Here is a 17,990-nt window from a genome sequence, read left to right as displayed (position 1 = left end):
TTACGTGGCGGGTCGGACAATCCGGTCAGCCAGTTGCAGCAGCATGCTGCGCATCAGCCGGGCAACATCATCATTGGTTTTGACTGGTCCTGAGCCGGTGATGACCGTCCTGTCCCGTTCCGGTGGACGCTTGCTGCCGATACGGGTGGTGGTCCAGCTTGCTTCCAGCAGGGCCTGACCATCCTCGCCGACATCGAAGCGTGTCACGGCGATCTGGATGCGGATATCCGGTGGCTGGCTTTGTGGTCCCTGCACGATCTGGGCATCCGGCCAGTTTGCTGCCAGACGGTCGCCGATGGCGGCGGTGATACCCAGCGACAATCTGGTCGCCCAGCGGCCATTGCTGCTGCGATGGAGTTCCTGGCCATGTCTCAGGATAATGTCCTGCGTGTCGAGATAATCGGGCACCTGTACCCGCGACAGTTCGATGATCTGCGTGGCAGGGACGGATGCAGCCGCCGGAGCACGGGATTCCTGCGCACTCAGCGTATAGATGCGCAGGGCTGGGGCCGCGCAGCCTGCGAACAGCAGCAGGGCGGAGAGAGCGAGAACTGAAGGATGTCTCATTGTTTCCGTCCGGTCAGCAGGAGTTGCGGATTGCGCTCCACATCGCTGGCAAAGCCACGCAGGGCGGCGGCGGCGGCGGCAATGTCACGGAGTGCATCATCCAGATTGAGGCGGCTTTCCGATCCTGCCGCGGTCATGGAGCGAAGATTATCGAGCGTGGAGGTGGCCCGCTGGGCAGTGCGGGCAATATTCAGCAAGGCGATATGCGCATCGGCGCTGCGGGCATCGAGCTGCCTGTTGCCGTTCACCAGAAGCGTATTCAGATTGGTGATCGTGGAGGACAGGTTTTTCTGAAGCTCCTTCATGGTCTCTGTAGCCACATCCAATGTTTTCTGTGAATGTTCGGAGGATATACGGATGCTGGCCAGCAACGGTGGCAGATCATCATCCAGACGTTGCGACAGGATGCGGATATTTTCCATCACAGCCCTGGCGCTTCCCGCAATTTCCTTGAGCGGCAGATCAGCCAGCATATCCTTCATTTTCTGAATAGCAGAGGGTTTGACAGGAATTTCCGTGAGGTGGGTAAGACGCGGATGCAGCAGTGCGGGAGAAGACGGGTTGAAATCCAGATTGACGTTGGACTGACCGGTCACAAAACTCTGTATGTTCAACTGCGCGCGCAGACCATGGGCGATCAGTCGTTTCAGATCGAGCTGGCTGTTTTTCTCATGCTGGCTTTCCACCACCGTCACCTGATCGGGATCAAGATCGATCACCACAGGAATGTAGGCGGCCTGATCTTCCTGGTCGAAGGTGATGGCAATGCTTTCCACGGCACCCACCCGCACACCGCGAAACGTCACCGGCGCACCGACGGCAAGACCGCTGATTGATCCCTGAAACACCACGGCGGCGCGGATATTCTGTGAGAAGAAACGGAAATGCCCGAATGTCATCAGCGCGGCGGCACCAAGAATAATTCCGCCTATGACGAAAGCACCAACGGCGGTTTGACGATTGACCATGCGGTCAGCTCTCCGTGTTCAGGGCATCGCGGTTCATGAAGGCACGCACGCGCGGATCGTCGCAATGATCCCGCAGGTCGCGTGGCGCACCATGGGCGATCGTGGTCCTGGTATGCGCATCCAGAAACACGCCGTCATCGGCGATGGCGAAAAGGCTCGGCAGTTCATGGCTGACGATGACGATCGTGGCCCCCAGACCATCCCGCAGCGTCATGATCAGATCATCCAGCCGGGCCGAAGTGATCGGATCCAGCCCGGCGGAGGGCTCATCGAAGAACAGGATATCGGGATCAAGCGCCAGAGCACGGGCCAGCCCTGCGCGCTTGCGCATGCCGCCGCTCAGTTCAGACGGCATCAGATCGATCGCGTGGGACATTCCGACCAGACCAAGCTTCAATTCCACCAGCGAACGGATTTGGCGGGGCGTCAGTTTCGTAAACATCTCCAGCGGCAGGGCGACATTTTCGCCGACGGTCATGGAACTCCATAACGCCGCGCTCTGGAACAGTACACCGAAACGGCGGCCGGTTGCGGTGCGGTCGGCGTCGGTGCCACCCCAGTAGTCATGCCCTTCCACATAGACCTGGCCTGCTTTGGGGCGCAGCAATCCGACCATGCTTTTCAGCACGGTGCTCTTGCCGCAGCCAGAGCCACCCATCACGGCGAAGATCGATCCTTTACGCACATCGAAAGACAGGTTGCGCTGAATGATCTTCGGGCCGAATCCCAGCGTGACGTCTCGCATGCCGAGCAGGGCGTTGTCAGAAGGATCCGCTGGTTCCAAAAATTTAAATCCCGATGATGGTGGCCAGCACGGCAAACATGGAATCCAGCGCGATGACGCCGACGATTCCGCTGACCACGGCGCGGGTTGCGGCCACACCCACATCGGCGGCGCTGCGTCCGGCCTTAAGACCGATCCGGCAACTGACCAGTCCGATCAGCATGGCAAAGGCGATGGTTTTGACAAAGCCGAATATGAACTGGTCGATATGGACTGAGCCGAACAAATGATTCCAGAAACCGACCATGGTCACATCCAGCATCCCCTGTGAGACGATGTAGCCTCCGACAAGGCTGATCAGGCAGGCATACAGATAGAGAATGGGCATGGTCAGTACCAGCGCCGCGATGGAGGGCAGCAGCAGATAGCGTGAGACCGGGATTCCGAACACGCGCAGCGCGTCGATTTCTTCATTTCCGGTCATGGTGGCAATGCGCGCGGCATAGGCTCCGCCGGTACGTCCCGCCATGATGATGGCTGTCATCACCGCCGACATTTCGCGGACCGAGGCGAGCCCTACCAGATTGGCGACGTAAATATCCGCGGCGAATTTGCGCAATTGCACCGCGCCGACAAAAGCGAGGATGGACCCCATCAGAAAATTCACGATGCCCACGATCAGCAAAGCGGAAGGTCCGGCATCGCTGACATCGCGCAGGAGATCGCGCCAACGCATGCCATGTCCGCCAAACAGGGTGGCCCCTGCATCGCACAGGGTTTCCACGCCCAGCTCTGTCACGGTGCCGCATTCTGTCAGCATGGAGAGGGTGGAGGCGCCGATGGCCTGAACCGGCGCAAAATGCCTCGCCGGTGCGGGGGCTGGTGGCTGTGGATGCTCCGGCAGCAAGGCGAGCAGGCCGCGGGCAGAATGCGGCAGCGTGCTGTTATCCAGCGCGATTCCGCTGGCGCTGCATCGCTGCTCCAGCGACCAAAGAAAGGAGATCAGCGCGGAATCCCAGCGCTGCAACGCGGAAACGTCGATCAGCAATCGTTCCGTGCCGCCTGGCACTGCCTCGACCGGCCGGGCGTTCAGTCCACCTGATGCGACAGTCCATTCACCCGACAGGCTCAGTGTTGCCACCATGCCTTTACTGGCCATGGTCCATGCAGGCGGCAGGATGGAGGAACTGGTCTGGTCGATTCCCATAAGGGCTAGGGGAAATGATCCACGGCCATGATGCAAGAGCGCCGCCAGTGAGACGTTTCACTGACGGCGCAAAAAATGACTCAACGATAAGAATAAAGCGCTTTTATTCCTGAAGCGTCCATCCGCTGCGCATCATGCAGGCCCGGATGACCGCTGTACGACCATCTTCATTGGCATCACGGGTTCCCCAGATCGGCGGATTGTAAACCTGCTTCTGCCTGCAATCATTGCCACCGCTGCTGGTTTTTTTGCAGTCAATGCCTGCACTTGAATAATACCCATTGGTAACCTGATACGGCACAGCATTGGCTGGCATATACGTGTAGCCCTCGGCCTTACACTGGGCCATTGTGTATTGGTATTCCTGCTGGCTTGCACCGGGCTTGATCCAGTGATCGGCACAGCCAGCCAGTGCACCGCCCATCAAAAGGCTTCCAGCAATAAGGCGGAGGCGGCCAGAAGATTGGCTCATGATGATCACATCCATCGTTGAAAATGCAACGGACTTCTCATCGCATAAAATAGTAAGCAAACGAAATGAATTAGCAGCAACACCTGTGTTATCTGACCGTATGACATGGGGGTGGCGTGCTGTCGGACTCTCAGACTTCCCGACTGTCCTGCGACAGTCTTATCCGGTTGCGCAGCCACATCACGCCCAGCGTATCCCTGATCCCGACCACCAGACGTCCGAAATTGGTATATTTGGACTGTCCGGCCAGCCTGGCACGATCATTGATGGTTTGCAGCACAACGGCATGGCCATAACTGCGGAACAGGGCAGGCATGAAGCGGTGCATACCCTCGAAAGCGGGCATGCGGAGGAAATCCTCCCGGCGGAACGCTTTCACGCCGCACCCTGTGTCGGGACAGTCATCCCGCAACAGACGGGCGCGGATGCCGTTCGCAAGCCGGGAGGCATGACGGCGGGATTGTGTATCGATGCGATTGCGGCGAATCCCTGCCACCAGAGGCGCTTTTCCTGTCCGGGAGCGATTGCCCTCACTGCGCAGTGCGGCGATCATTGCCGGCACGTCGCGAGGATCGTTCTGCCCGTCCCCGTCCATGGTGACGATCCATGATCCCTTGGCCGCTTCCACCCCGGTAAACAGGGCGGCGGTTTTGCCGCAACGTTGCGGATGCCGGATCACACGCAGGGCCGAATGTCGTGTGCGCAGCATGGACAGGCGTATAGGCGTCTGATCGGTGCTGCCATCATCCACCACTACCACCTCGAACGGGATGAACCCGTCAAGCGTGTCGATCAATTCGTCACAGACCTTGTCGATGGTGGCTTCCTCATTCAGCGCGGCAATAACGATCGAGACCAGCGGCGGCGACACACTCATGGCCTGGTTTCCGGAGCAGAATGGGTATCGCCAGCCAGAATGGCCTGGCAGGCGGCAGGGGGAGCCAGTGGAGGCCGGGGCGGTGCTGCCGGTGGAGCAGGATGAGGCTGGAACCACCATGCCAGCGTGGCATCACACCCATCCCCCGCAGGCGGCGGCGGGGCCTGCACACACAGCGTCTGACCTGCCGGACATTTGAAGCGAACATGCATATGGGCTTTGTGCCCCCACCACGGACGGATCAGTCGCAGCCAGCTTCGGTCGCCGCTGACCTGTTCGCATAGTGCGCGCTTGATCACCGGATTGACCAGCACCCGATCCACATCCGGCAGGGTTGCGGCCATATGAAGCAGCGTCACCGTATCCTGCGTCCAGGCCGGGCTGAGATTGTTGCCATCGGCTGAGACCATGGAGGGCGGTTCCAGAACGTTACGTTCGTCCGGACTCAGCGCAGGGCGAGGGGCGAGATCGAGATACAGATCGACATCCAGCCCGTTCTGATGGCTGCCATGGCCGCCTGGCAGCCTGCCGCCATGTGGCGCGGACATATCACCGACATACAGATCCGGCAGCCCCTGCGCATGCAGGCGCGCGGCCAGCGTCTCGACCCCGTTGATCGTCACCGGAGCGGACCAGAAGGAACTGCGGTCCCGGCGGATGGTCTGCCAGCCCGGCCCCTCATCGGGCAGCCGCTGAGCCCCTGCGATGCAGCCATTGCTGGCAGGCCCGATAATCTGCACCCGCTGGGCCAGAACCGGCCCTGACACGGCAATGCCGGAGCATGAAAGAAGCGCCAGGATGCCTGCCAGCAGCTTGCTTCCCGGCATCAGCGGAACACCACGCGACGGGAGAGTTCGTAATTCACGCCCAGTCCCATGATTGCTCCGGCGGCCAGCGGAACCACCGGATGCGCGGCACAAAACGGCACAATGGTGATCAGCAGCATATAGGTGCCCCGATTAAGCACCGCCCCCACCAGATTGGCGGCCAGAAATTTGACCCATTGCTTTCCGGCATGGGCATGCTTGCCATCAGTCGCGGCATGGTTTCGAAAAGTCCATATCCGGTTGACCAGCCAGTTGGCGCTGGCCGCCACGCAATAAGCGAGGATTCCAGCCCAATACAGTCCAAGCCAATGACGGGAGGCATAGACGGTCGCAGTATCGACCATAAACCCCATCACGCCCACCATGCCAAAACGCAGGAACTGCATTCTGGCCGGGGTCAGCAATGCTGCAATCGGGCCGGGCAAGGGGAGCCGCATGGGGGGTGGCGTGGAACCGGACAAAGCCCGTCAGCCTCTGGCCGTTTTTTGAGCGCCCGGGGGAGCAACGGTATCACGACGCAGGCGGTGCTCACCCAGCAGCAGCAGGATCGGTGCCGCGATGAAGATCGAGGAAGAGGTGCCAACCACGATCCCGAACAGCATCGTCCATGCAAAGCCGGACAGGGATTCTCCGCCGAACAGCGCCAGCGGCAGGCTGGCCAGAAACACCGTCATGGAGGTGCCGAGGGTGCGGTTCAGCGTCTCGTTGATGGAGAGGTCGATCAGCTCCCGTAAGGGCATGGTGCGGTATTTGCGGAGGTTTTCGCGCACGCGGTCATACACCACCACCTTGTCGTTGGTGGAGTAGCCGATAATGGTCAGGATCGCGGCGATGATGACGAAGTTGAACTCGATCCGGGTCAGCGCCAGAAACCCGACCGCCTTGGTCACGTCCAGCACCAGCGTGACCACCGCGCCGACTGCGAACTCCCATTCGAAGCGGACCCAGATATAGGCGAGGATCATCAGCAGGCTGACGCCCAGCGCCAGCATACCGTCACGGAACAGCTCCCGCGAGACACTGGCCCCCACGACATCCACCCGCATTACCTTGGTGCCGGGCAGTGCCTTGGCGAGGCTTTCGCGTACTGTGTTGGCGGCCTGCTGGGTGGCTGCCTCGTTCGGCTGGGAGTCCAGGCGGATCAGCACATCATCCTCGGCCCCGAAACGCTGCACCCCGGCGGCTTCCAGATGGGCGGCGGTGAGGGCCACGCGGATTTTGTCGAAGTCGGCTGGTCCCTGGGTGCGGGCCTCGATCACGATGCCACCGCGGAAGTCGATGCCCTCGTTCAGCCCGGGATGAAAGAACAGAACAATGGAGAGCAGGGACAGCACGGCAGAGGTCGCCAGACCAGCAAACCGGCCCTTCATGAAGCGGATGCGGGTGCCATCCGGCACCATGCGCAGCATCGGACGTATGAACATCTCTCTGTTTCCTTTCCGATCCGGCGCGTCAGACGGGCAGTTCAGCGGGACGGTTGCGGGCGAACCACTTCACCATCAACAGCCGTGCCAGCATGAAATTGGTGAACAGCGTGGTGGCAATGCCGACGGTGATCGTCACCGCAAAGCCACGCACCGGGCCGGTGCCGAATACGAACAGCATGACATGGGCCAGCAGCGCGGTCATGTTGCTGTCCAGCACGGTGGCCCAGGCCCGCTTGAACCCGGCTTCCATCGCTGCAACGGGTGGACGGCCTGCTTTGGTTTCCTCGCGGATACGCTCATTGATCAGGATATTGGCATCCACCGCCATACCCAGCGTCAGCAGGATACCCGCCATGCCGGGCAGGGTCAGGGTCGCCTCCAGCAGTGAGAGTGCCCCCAGCAGCATGATCAGGTTCATGAGCAGCGCGAGGTTCGCCATCCAGCCGAACAGGCCATAGAACATACCCATGAACAGGATCACCAGTACGAAGCCAGCCGCGAGGGAATAGGCTCCAGCGCGGATACTGTCGGCCCCCAGCTCCGGCCCGACACTGCGCTCCTCCACCACGGAAAGCGGGGCGGGCAGCGCGCCGGCGCGTAGCAGCACCGCCAGATCCTGCGCGGTTTTGGCCGTGAAATTGCCGGTGATCTCGCCGCGTCCATCCGGAATCACGGACTGAATGACCGGTGCGCTGATGATGCGGTTATCCAGCACGATGGCGAAACGCTCGCCCTGATGGGCTGCGGTGATGTCCGCTACCTTCCGTGCGCCTACACCATTGAAGGTGAAGCTGACCGACCATGCACCGGCACGCTGCTGGTTCGGCACAGGGCGGGCATCGGTCAGATCGGCACCATCCACATCCGCCCGCCGTTTGACGACCAGCTTCTGTGCGGTGCCTTCCTCCGGCAGTGCGATGTCATCCGGCGGTACCGCAGCAGGGGTGGCGGACGCATCGACCATATGGAAAGTCATTTTCGCGGTGGTGCCGAGCAGATCCTTGATCCGCTGCGGATCATCCACACCGGGAAGCTGCACGACGATCCGGTCCTCACCCTGACGGGCGATGTTGGGATCAACGACACCGGTCTGGTCGATACGGCGGCGGACGATTTCAATCGACTGCTGCACCGCAGCCGTCGCACGGTCATGCAGCGCGGCCTCGGGCAGGATCAGCGCGATCTGACCGGCTTGCGCGCCCTCCAGAGCCTTGACCTCGACCTCTCTGACCCCGCTGGCGGAGACCTCATTCTCGACCGCCTTGGCGAGAGCCGCGACGGCGGCGTTCAACTGGGCAGGATCACGGGGACTCAGGACGATGCGGTTGGCATCCGGTTCCGCCTTCAGACCGGTATAGAAAATATGGGCATTGCGCATCGCCTGCCGCGCCGTGTCGGACAGCGACTCCAGCCGCTCCCTGACCACGGCTTTCATGTCGATCTGCATCAGCAGATAGCTGCCTCCGCGCAGATCGAGGCCGAGATGGACAGTCCGCCAGGGCAGCCATGCAGCCGGGCGTGCCATCAGATTCGGCAGGCAGAGCAGCATGCCAAGCAGGCAGACAATATAGATCGTCGTGGTTTTCAGACGGCTGAAATACAGCACGGCAGAACGTTCCTCCGGCGGTGGGGCCGCGGTTTTATGCGGTTAGGAAACCATTTGGGGCGGCAGATGACACGGGCGAGGCTCCCATGGCAAGGCGGCATCTCTCTCCATCAGCGCAAGAGAGGCAGGAGAGAGGATGGCAAAGCGCGCAACCCCTGCTAAACCGGCATGCCATGAGCCAGACACACGACACGCTGCCTTCAGGATCGACCCTTCGCATCGGCCTTGCCGGTGCCGGTCATTTCGGGCGGTTTCATGCCCTGAAAATCGCCTCCAGCCGCCGGGCGGTGCTGGTCGGTATCTTTGATCCCGATGAGGCGCGGGCGCGCGTGCTGGCGAAGGAGACGAAAACTGTGGCGCTGGGCTTTGAGGCCCTGCTGGAGCAGAGTGATGCGATCGTGATTGCAGCCCCCGCCGAGGCGCATTTCTCGCTGGCCGAGCTTGCTCTGGAAGCCGGGCTGCATGTGCTGATCGAAAAGCCCATCGCCGCGACTCTGGAACAGGCAGACCGGTTGGCGGCTCTGGCCGAGGCAAAAAGGCGTGTGCTTCAGGTGGGACATCTGGTGCGCTATTCCGCAGAATACGCGGCAGTTGCGAACCGTATGGAGCGCCCGCTTTATATCGAGGCGACACGCATTGCGCCTTTCAAGCCACGGGGCACTGATGTTTCGGTGATTCTGGATCTGATGATCCATGATCTCGATCTGGTACTGGCGCTGGTGGACAGCCCGATCCTGTCTGTCGATGCGGTGGGTGCCCCCGTCGCCGGACCGCATGAGGATATCGCCAATGCAAGGCTGCGTTTCGAAAACGGCGCGGTGGCGACCATCACAGCAAGCCGGATTTCGCTCAAGACCGAGCGCAAAATGCGCCTGTTCGCGCAAAATGGGTACATGTCCGTGAATTTCATGGATCGCAAGCTGATGATGATCGGGCGTGATCGCGGCCTGCCCATTCCTGGCGGGCAGGGGGCCAGAATCGAGGAAACCGGGTGGAAGGACCATGATGCTCTGGCGGCGGAGCATGAGGCATTTGCGGCTTCGATCCTCGATGGTGCTCCGGTGCTGGTGAACGCTCATGCAGGCAGACGCGCTCTGGCCGCGGCTTTGGCGGTGGCGGAAAGCATGAATGACACGCGGGCCCGTCTGGAAGTCTCCGGGCTGATCCGTCACGAGGGATAACAGCAATTCAGGAAGAGGGGACTACCTTTTGCCCCTCTTCTTTTGGCCTGCTTTTACCTTTTACGCCATGAAGCTGTCGCTGTTCAGGGAGGTGATCCCTGCCAGAGTGATATGCGTATTGTCACTCAGTGTCATCGACAGGCCGGCTTCGCTTTGTGTCGCGTTGGCGAGAACAGTCTGCACCACGTTGTCGCCATATCCCTGCAACTGGATGAAATCTTTCCCGACCTGGAAATTGCTGATGGTGACGTTACCTCCGGCTTGTCCATTGGCGAACAGGAACAGATCGGTGGAGGAACTGGCCCATGCGGTGCTGGTACCGCTGCCAAATCCAACGGCGTAGGAACCTGTCTCGCCGATGATATTGGCATTGGCGCTGTTGGTGAAAATGGCGGCATTCTGCCCACCGAACAGGGTCGTGGCGCCCTGATCCATGACCACCAGATCATGGGTGCCATTGCTGAGGATTGTGCTGCCACCCGTGCCGCCAAAGACGGTGTTATTTGTTCCGGCTGTCACCAGCGTCGATGCGCCTGTATTGCTGCCATAAAGAACGCTGGAGCCGCTTTCACCAAACAGTGTCGAGCCGGAACCATTGGCAGCAAGCTGGTTGTTACCGCTGTTGCCGCCCAGAATGGTATCATTGCCGCCACTGCTGCCGAAGACAGTGACCTGTGCGCTGCCGCCACTGACCGACAATATGCCCGTTCCACCAACGATGGTGCTGGCCCCTCCCGTACCCACGAAATTCAGTTGGGCCGCATTGGAGAAGATTGTGGCATGACCGGAGGCGTTAACCGTAGCACTTCCCTGAAGTGCAGTGATGGTATCGTTACCGATAGACTGAACGATTCCTGTGCTGCCCCCCAGTAGGACACTGTTATTCCCACGCCCGGGAGCCAGAAGCTGTCCGGTGCCTCCAACCAGTGTATCGTTTCCATCGCCGCTGAAAAATGCGTCAATTGATGGCGTGAACCCGGGAGAAGGAACCGCATGGGTGGTTGAGACATATGTCTCAACCCCGTTGATGCTGATTTTGTTGTTTGGCAGATCGGCTGAAACGGAGCCAGTCACGGCCGAGGCATTCATGATAACGTCTGTATCGGCGCCAGGCACGATTGCATAGGCCCGATGAGGATCAGCCGTCACCTGATTTGCGTAGCTGTCAGTGTAGAGAAAGGATTTATAGCTGTATTGGCTGCCGCTGAGTCCAAGATTAGCGGAGTTAAATGAAATTGGTGTGCTGCCCTGATTGGTAATGGTGACATACCAGCGGCCCGTAATCTGGCCGGAACTGGACAGAATAGTCGAATCTTCACCCATGAAAGCAAAACTGCCAAGGCTGAAAGTTCCCGGCCATGCAACGTTGGCTGATTCCTTGGAGACATTCGGGGTTTGGTCAACAAGATTGACAGATGTTCCGTCAGGCGATTTGAGGGTAACTGTCAGCGCACTCGTATCCGGAGCATTGAGAGACAACAGGAGATCAATATGCTCCACACTTATCAAGCTTGTATAGCCAAGATAGAATGTATAGTTCTGCCCGGCTGCGATGGTGGCTGGACTGGAGGGAGCAAAATTGACATTTTGCTGGGTAACGTTGAGTTCGGATTTGCTGAAACCGTTCATGCCATAATCGGTCAGGACGCCATAACTTTCTGCGACCCGCACCGCGGCATGTGCATCGACCAGCCCAAATCCATAATCGCGACTGAAATGGAGACCTCCGCCATTGCTGCTTTGGGCTCCATTGTCCAGCCATGATGTGTCGGAGGCATCATTCTGCCGCGCTGTATAGGCCATGATCTGCTGAACATCACGATAGCCGAGTGAGGGGTTAGCCTGCAGCATGAGGGCAGCCACGCCACTGATAAAAGGCGCGGCGGCTGATGTGCCGTTAAATCCGTATGTATAATTACCCGCATTACCCGGCGTTTTGTTGTAACCGTCTGAACCTGTCCGGTCAGACGTTACGATCCCGCCTGCGGGCGTGGTTGTGCTTCCTCCCTCACTTCCGGGTGCAGAAATCAGAAGATTTGCGCCCGCAGAACTGTATGTCGAATAGTGTCCGTTTCCATCAATGGCAGCGACAGCAATGGCAAATCTTGAATTGGTGTTATTGTTCAGATTGGCGTCGTCATCATATTTACGGGCATTTCCGTTTGAAAAAACGATGACAGTGCCTTTTCCCTGTCGGCCATAAGTCGCGAGTGCGGAAATGGCGATGCCTTCCTGATTCTGGCCGCCAGACCAGTTATCACTGAAAACAGTTTTGGCATTTGGGCCCACTCTTGGATTGGTCGGTCCCCAGCTGTTATTGATGACATCGACATTTGCCAGAAGAGCTTTGGAAAATCCGATGGTTGTTGCCCGTTCCGTTGCGTCACTATCCCGGCTTTCATCCGTCTGATTGCCCAGAACACGCAATGATAGCAGTGTTACCCTTGGGGCGACGCCTGTCCCGCCGATAGCGTCGTTGATACCGGCACCGATAATGCCGGCGACCGCTGTACCATGATTGTCATTGGCAGTAACAGGGCTTCCGCCTGGTGTATCGCTGACGGCATTCCAGCTTTCTGCTGTATCAACACGCCCGGCAAAGTCGGGGTGGTCAAGCTGAAATCCGGTATCTGCGACGGCTACTTTTACCCCAGCGCCGGTATATTCTGACCATAGTGGAAGAACATTGATATCAATTCCGGCAATGTAACCGTTAAACTGACCTGTGTTCTGCAAACCCCACTGGTATTTGAAAAGAGGATCATTGGGCAGAGTGGTCATAATGCGGACTTTCCATGATCAAGATAATCCTGATTTAACAACAAAATTTTTAGGAAAGAAATGATTTTTCTATATCAGAACATTTCTCATTGTTCTGTAGCGGATTGTATCTTGTTCTGTCTTGTATTACGCATTGACCTGCATATTATGCTTGGTCATAGATTTGTTTGGAAGTGTCATTTCCGTGAAGCCCATACCAGCAAAGACTTTTAAATAAACAGGTCGTGGGCGGTCTGGATAAATACAGGGGATGAGATAGCACATCCCGGTACGGTCAATCAGGCTCCCTTGATGTGTGCAGGGTGAGATATCTGCAAAAAGGGGAAGCAGAAAGGGGATGCCCTCCCTTGTTTAACCCTTATGCGACTTCATAACGATATTCTTCCAGAATACGCCTGACAGTTACTGGGCGTGTATCGGAGCGACGTACAAAAATGGATAAATCGAGCTGGCGAGCAATAGGGCGCGCAACCGTTTCAACAATGTGGTAATGTTGACGCGTGGTGTAATCGTGCAGGGCGATGCATGCATCCGCGGGAGCATGCAGTAAAATCTGCATGAAACATGCAACACGGAACCGCCCATCCACCAGGTAGAAGTCGCCTTCCGAGTAGGCGGGATCACCCCAGCATTCCTCATGATAATTGGGCCAGATAGGGCGTTTACTTAAATCAGTTGGTACGCCCCATGCAGCAATCGGGCCTATATCAACAAATCGCGTGACAGGAAAAACGGGTGTGTTGGCGGAACGGCAGGTGTTTTCGACGTGCTGCAGCCAGTCAATGGAAGAATCAGTCGTATGAATGCTTTTGCTGACATGTTGGGCGGCAAGACATGTGCTGCCTCCGGCTCCGAATTCGACATAATTCTGTGTCGACTCAAGAAAAATAGTCAGTAACTCGATTTCTTTTTCATGCATGGCGAGCGGCATTAGCAGGGTCACAATCACTCAACCTTATGCAATCAGGAGTTAATAATACGCGCATGAATAACAGCCCTGGAGGCTGTTGTCGATTTGCTGACCGCAATCAGCCGGATGATGATTGGCCCAGCACATCCATGATGGAGGCCGCAGCGGCAGCCGAGGGCAGTCCATCCGGTGCGTGCTGATTGGGCGCATGCAGGGAAGCAACCACTGCCTTCAATGCCTGTTTCTGACGGTCGGCGGTACCCACGCCACTGGTATCAGGGTGGTTGTTCATCAGACTGGTTAAAACCGCAGCTATTTTTGTGGGGGTGCAGTTTTCCTGAAGAAGCTCCGGAACGATTTCACGGCCTGCCAGCAGATTAACCATGGCAACATACGGCACACGGATCAGCCTGCGTGCCATCATGGCGGTAATACGGTTGACACGATAGGTTACCGCCATTGGAACACCGCCCATGGCAAGTTCCAGCGTCGATGTGCCGGATTTGGTCAGTGCGGCCTCGGCGGCGGCAAAGGCGTCGTGTTTGTCGGCAATGTCGGTGATGAAAATCGGCCGCACAGGCCAGGAGGAGACAGCCCCCCGCACCGTATGTGCCGTGCTGGTGGCAAGCGGGATAACTGGTGTGATGGTTGGTATATCCCGCATCAGCAGACGCAGCGTCTCGCCATAGACGGGCAGCAACCTGCCTGCTTCATTGGCCCGGCTGCCGGGCATCAGCACGATCACGCGGGCATCTTCGGCCAGACCATGCCGGGCGCGGAAGCGGGCGGCATCCCCCTGATCAGCCCCGGATTCCAGCACCGGGTGACCCACAAACTGTCCCGGCACATTGCGCTCGGCAAACCATTTTTCCTCGAAGGGCAGCAGACAGAGCAGCCGCTCCCACAGACCCGGAAACCGTTTGACGCGATGTTCCCGCCATGCCCATACCTGCGGTGCGACGTAATGCACCCTTTTGATCCCGAAGGGCTGTATGGCGCGCAACAGGCGCAGGCAGAAGCCGGGACTGTCGATGGTCAGCACCAGATCAGGACGGCGGGTTTCAATATCCTGAACTGTCTGCTGCAACCGTCGTCGCAGCTTCAGCACCCGTGGCAGGATTTCCACCAGCCCCATGACGGCCAGTTCATGCATGGGGAACAGGCTTTGAAACCCGCATTCTTCCATGCGCGGCCCGCCAATCCCCGCAAAGCGGATCGACGGGTTGAGGGCTCGCAATGCATGGATCAGCCTGGCGCCGAGTACATCGCCACTATGCTCACCGGCGACGATGTAGATCAGCGGAGCTGTCACGGGTTGTCTCCGCTCACGCTGTTTCCAGTGCTCCACGTGGCAGGATGGCGCATGCGCCGACCGGTGCCGGCCAGTCACGGTGATTCAGCACGCCGCCATTGACCCGTACATCCTCAATTTTCGCCGGATCAAGCGTGGCGTAAATCCAGCCCGGCTCATCCAGCGCACCGCGAGCGATCATACCATCCTCGGGGAACCCGCGATCCACCGGGCCATACACGGCTGCGTAGCCGCGATTGGTGTCCAGAGCCCCTGACCATGCAGCATCGCCCACCGTCGGAGCCACAGCGACATAGCACTGGTTTTCCAGCGCCCGTGCCCGTGCAGAGAAGCCAACACGGTTATAGCCACGCAGCGTATCGGTGCAGCAGGGGGCCAGAATCAGCCAGGCTCCGGCCTCTACCTGCGCGCGGGCAAGGGCGGGGAATTCGGTATCATAACAGATGGTCAGTCCGATTTTGCCCCACGGGGTTTCAAAAATCCCCGGTGGCGCGCCCGGCGAGACAAACCAGTGTTCGTTCTCGAACCGTGTCATCACCCGCTTGTCCTGAAAGGCGACGCTGCCATCAGGGGCAAAGAGCGGAGCGCGGTTGATCGTAACGCCATCCGGCCCGCGCACCGGCACGGATCCGGGTGCCAGCCAGACGCCATATTTCATGGCAACATCCCGCTGGGCCGCCAGAATTCCGGCGGCACGTGCGCAGACCGCATTCAGTTCCGCATCGACATCGGGGCTGGAAACATAGCCACCGGCAACCTCGACACAGGCATATTCAGGCATCAGCAGCAATTCGGCTCCAGCGGCGGCGGCTTCAGCCACCAGCCGGTCGAGCTTTGCCGCATAGCCTTCCAGCGTAACACCTTCGATGGGATAGGCCAGTACACCGATCTTCAGGGTTTTGGCAGTGCTGTTCATACTGGGCTCTCTTCCGGCAGAGGGGCGCCGGACAGGGATTTGATCCAGAATGTCAGTTCCTTTTCGGTCTCCTCAGGCTCGCCGACATCCTTCCATGACATGCGGCAGGTCAGGGAGGGAAATGGCGTAAAGCCGCGACGGGTCCAGAATTCATGCAGTGGTACCCAGTCTGCCGGGCGGGACGGATGGTTCTCCGGCCGCTTCACCGAGCAGAACGTGGCGTAGTCACAGTTGGAGACGCGTTTCGCGTGGGCTTCACGCTCCCGGAAGAAGGCAACACCAACGCCGCCGCCGCGATATTCAGGCAGCAGAACGCTTTCGCCGAAATAGAAAAACCGGGCCGGATCCCATCCACGCTTCCTGAATGGCTCGGAGACGTTTTCTTCTTCCTCGACCATGGGCAGGCAGGTGGAGGCTCCGACTGCACGCTCTCCATCCCATGCCAGCACCACCCCCGCACCGGGGCTGCGCACATAGGTCTGGAGGTAGCGCTGTTCATAGGCCTGATCACCATCGTACAGATAGGGCCATGTGCGGAATACGCTCAGCCGCAGGCGGGCAAGCGCGGGCAGCACTGGAACGAGCGCTTCTCCCGACAGGGTTTCAATGCGCAAAGAAGGGGAGGAGGAAGATGTCTGGCTCATGATGCGTGCATATTGGGGTGATCTGCCGAAGGCAAGATGCCGTACCTGTTCCAAAGTGCAGCAGGAATATCACGGAAAGGCAGAAGTAAGAACGCAAATGCCAAGTCGCATCAGATGCTTGTAGCATTTTCATGATGTCATCTCTAGGATGCCGCGGCATCTTTCGGAAATCCGTGAAGGCGGATATGCAGGGTTTGGGGAACGAAATGCCCGAAAACGGGTCGCTCGGCCTTTTTGCGAGGCGCTTTGGCATGGTGGCGAGTCTCGGTGCCCTGTGCGCTTTGGCGGCCTGTGGGGGGCATTCCGGGCGGTCAGCCTCTTCCTATGGTGGCGTTCCCTATGACGGCAGTGGCGGAGAGGAATACGGATCAAGCGGTGAATATACACCCCCTGGTCCGCCCTCCGATCCGTGGGGTCCGTATATCAAGGAAGCATCACAACGCTTTTCTGTGCCCGAAAGCTGGATTCGTGCTGTGATGCGGCAGGAAAGTGCCGGACGCTCCACCGCCGTTTCTTCGGCCGGGGCTATGGGATTGTTGCAGTTGATGCCCGGTACATATTCCCTGATGCGGGACCGTTATCACCTCGGGGATGATCCGTATGACCCGCATAACAATGTGCTGGCGGGAACGGCTTATATCCGGGAAATGTATGATCAGTACGGCTCTCCCGGCTTTCTGGCGGCCTATAATGCAGGGCCGGGGCGGTTGGCTTCCTATCTGAACGGAACCGGTGGCTTGCCGGGTGAGACCGTCAACTATGTCTCGATCATTGCGCCTCGTCTGGGGGGCGGTTTCTCTCCCGCAACATCTGCGCCCGTGATGGTGGCACAGGCTGCCCCTCAGCGACGTTTTGCCACAACAGGCAGCAGCTCTGCCTGTGATCCTGATACGGCCTATGATCCGTCGCGTCCCTGCCAGCCGGGGGAGGGCAGTGGCATGACAGGAGGCGTTACACTTGCTTCTTACGGAGGTGCCGCACAACCGTTTGTGTCGCATGGACCGACCGCGGAGAATTGTGACAAGGATTCGGCATTCGACCCCTCCCGACCCTGCCGGGATATGGGGGCGCAGGTTGCAACAGCCCCAGAGGCAACAACCCAAGGGCCCATAACACAGGCGAGTGTGTCTGCATCAGCCTTGCCTCCACCTGTTCCACCCTATGGCAGCAGTGCCTATCCTTCCGGGCGGCAGAACAGCTATGGGGCGGCTTCATCTTATCCCACCGCAAGGGTCATGACACCGCCAACGGTTGTGTCACGTTACCGGCCGACAGCTCCGGTGGTGATACCGGCTACTGCCGCAACCGGAGGCAGCTGGTCCGTTCAGGTCGGTGCTTTCGCCAGCCGTTCGCTGGCACAGACCGTGGCCAGCGGAGCACGGAACGCGGCCCCCGCCGTGTTGCACAATGCACAGGTGGTGATACCGACAACAGCACCGTTTGGCGGAAACGTGCTTTATCGTGCACGGCTGACTCAACTGACCGCCGCACAGGCCAGTCAGGCCTGTAATGAACTCAGTCGCAGGCAGCTTTCCTGCATGGTGGTTCCGCCCGGCTCCTGATGGAGAAAA

General features: G+C 58.9%; 17 protein-coding genes. 2 read left to right on the top strand and 15 right to left on the bottom strand.

Annotated features, from left to right (window positions below):
• The 10 genes from GbCGDNIH8_RS07565 to secD form a co-directional block, all read right to left on the bottom strand.
• A complete protein-coding gene (locus GbCGDNIH8_RS07565; RefSeq protein ID WP_072572724.1) occupies positions 1–567 on the bottom strand; it encodes a PqiC family protein in 567 nt (188 codons plus the stop codon).
• A complete protein-coding gene (locus GbCGDNIH8_RS07560) occupies positions 564–1,535 on the bottom strand; it encodes an MlaD family protein (protein WP_072572723.1) in 972 nt (323 codons plus the stop codon). Before GbCGDNIH8_RS07560 ends, GbCGDNIH8_RS07565 begins: the two co-directional genes overlap by 4 nt.
• 4 nt (positions 1,536–1,539) lie before the next feature.
• A complete protein-coding gene (locus GbCGDNIH8_RS07555; protein ID WP_072572722.1) occupies positions 1,540–2,280 on the bottom strand; it encodes an ABC transporter ATP-binding protein in 741 nt (246 codons plus the stop codon).
• Positions 2,281–2,323: 43 nt separating this feature from the next.
• Complete coding sequence (locus GbCGDNIH8_RS07550) at positions 2,324–3,466, bottom strand: ABC transporter permease (protein ID WP_072572721.1); 1,143 nt, start codon at positions 3,464–3,466, stop codon at positions 2,324–2,326.
• Positions 3,467–3,569: 103 nt separating this feature from the next.
• Positions 3,570–3,938 (bottom strand): hypothetical protein, encoded by a 369-nt coding sequence (locus GbCGDNIH8_RS07545; protein WP_157692578.1) that lies wholly within the window; start codon positions 3,936–3,938, stop codon positions 3,570–3,572.
• 130 nt (positions 3,939–4,068) lie between these two features.
• The gene (locus tag GbCGDNIH8_RS07540) at positions 4,069–4,815 is read right to left on the bottom strand and encodes a glycosyltransferase family 2 protein (protein WP_072572719.1); all 747 of its coding nucleotides are present in this window, start codon (positions 4,813–4,815) and stop codon (positions 4,069–4,071) included.
• Positions 4,812–5,642: a penicillin-insensitive murein endopeptidase gene (gene mepA / locus GbCGDNIH8_RS07535; RefSeq protein WP_072572718.1), complete on the bottom strand. Its 831-nt coding sequence runs from the start codon at positions 5,640–5,642 to the stop codon at positions 4,812–4,814. The genes GbCGDNIH8_RS07540 and mepA overlap by 4 nt, the downstream gene beginning before the upstream one ends.
• Entirely contained in the window at positions 5,642–6,103 is a 462-nt protein-coding gene (locus tag GbCGDNIH8_RS07530; protein ID WP_253735983.1) for a GtrA family protein, read from the bottom strand. Before GbCGDNIH8_RS07530 ends, mepA begins: the two co-directional genes overlap by 1 nt.
• A gap of 6 nt (positions 6,104–6,109) precedes the next feature.
• On the bottom strand, positions 6,110–7,066 hold the full coding sequence (secF, locus tag GbCGDNIH8_RS07525; RefSeq protein WP_072572716.1) for a protein translocase subunit SecF: 957 nt from the start codon (positions 7,064–7,066) through the stop codon (positions 6,110–6,112).
• Between the two features lie 28 nt (positions 7,067–7,094).
• Complete coding sequence (secD, locus tag GbCGDNIH8_RS07520) at positions 7,095–8,618, bottom strand: protein translocase subunit SecD (protein WP_072573731.1); 1,524 nt, start codon at positions 8,616–8,618, stop codon at positions 7,095–7,097.
• Between the two features lie 230 nt (positions 8,619–8,848).
• On the opposite strand from secD, the gene GbCGDNIH8_RS07515 reads away from it, so the two are divergent.
• Complete coding sequence (locus GbCGDNIH8_RS07515) at positions 8,849–9,856, top strand: Gfo/Idh/MocA family protein (RefSeq protein WP_072572715.1); 1,008 nt, start codon at positions 8,849–8,851, stop codon at positions 9,854–9,856.
• Positions 9,857–9,916: 60 nt separating this feature from the next.
• Here the strand turns inward: GbCGDNIH8_RS07515 and GbCGDNIH8_RS07510 are convergent, their stop codons facing one another.
• The 5 genes from GbCGDNIH8_RS07510 to GbCGDNIH8_RS07490 all read right to left on the bottom strand — a co-directional run bounded on the left by GbCGDNIH8_RS07510 (position 9,917) and on the right by GbCGDNIH8_RS07490 (position 16,419).
• Positions 9,917–12,637 carry a S8 family serine peptidase gene (locus GbCGDNIH8_RS07510; protein ID WP_072572714.1) on the bottom strand — a complete coding sequence of 907 codons (2,721 nt, stop codon included), beginning with the start codon at positions 12,635–12,637 and terminating at the stop codon, positions 9,917–9,919.
• A gap of 358 nt (positions 12,638–12,995) precedes the next feature.
• Complete coding sequence (locus tag GbCGDNIH8_RS07505; protein ID WP_157692577.1) at positions 12,996–13,580, bottom strand: hypothetical protein; 585 nt, start codon at positions 13,578–13,580, stop codon at positions 12,996–12,998.
• A gap of 85 nt (positions 13,581–13,665) precedes the next feature.
• Positions 13,666–14,859, bottom strand: coding sequence for a lipid-A-disaccharide synthase (lpxB, locus tag GbCGDNIH8_RS07500; RefSeq protein WP_081368899.1), 1,194 nt, complete (start codon positions 14,857–14,859; stop codon positions 13,666–13,668).
• A gap of 13 nt (positions 14,860–14,872) precedes the next feature.
• A complete protein-coding gene (locus GbCGDNIH8_RS07495) occupies positions 14,873–15,775 on the bottom strand; it encodes a carbon-nitrogen hydrolase family protein (RefSeq protein ID WP_072572711.1) in 903 nt (300 codons plus the stop codon).
• Complete coding sequence (locus tag GbCGDNIH8_RS07490) at positions 15,772–16,419, bottom strand: GNAT family N-acetyltransferase (protein WP_072573730.1); 648 nt, start codon at positions 16,417–16,419, stop codon at positions 15,772–15,774. The genes GbCGDNIH8_RS07495 and GbCGDNIH8_RS07490 overlap by 4 nt, the downstream gene beginning before the upstream one ends.
• 194 nt (positions 16,420–16,613) lie before the next feature.
• Here GbCGDNIH8_RS07490 and GbCGDNIH8_RS07485 point away from each other — a divergent pair, with 194 nt between their 5' ends.
• Positions 16,614–17,981, top strand: a complete 1,368-nt coding sequence (locus tag GbCGDNIH8_RS07485) for a lytic transglycosylase domain-containing protein (protein ID WP_172822995.1) — start codon at positions 16,614–16,616, stop codon at positions 17,979–17,981.
• The last annotated feature ends 9 nt before the right edge of the window (positions 17,982–17,990 follow it).

It is taken from the genome of Granulibacter bethesdensis, from assembly GCF_001889545.1.
Taxonomy (GTDB): domain Bacteria; phylum Pseudomonadota; class Alphaproteobacteria; order Acetobacterales; family Acetobacteraceae; genus Granulibacter; species Granulibacter bethesdensis_B.
Note: the sequence above shows the minus strand (reverse complement) of the source record. Positions and strands in the feature narration are given on the sequence as shown.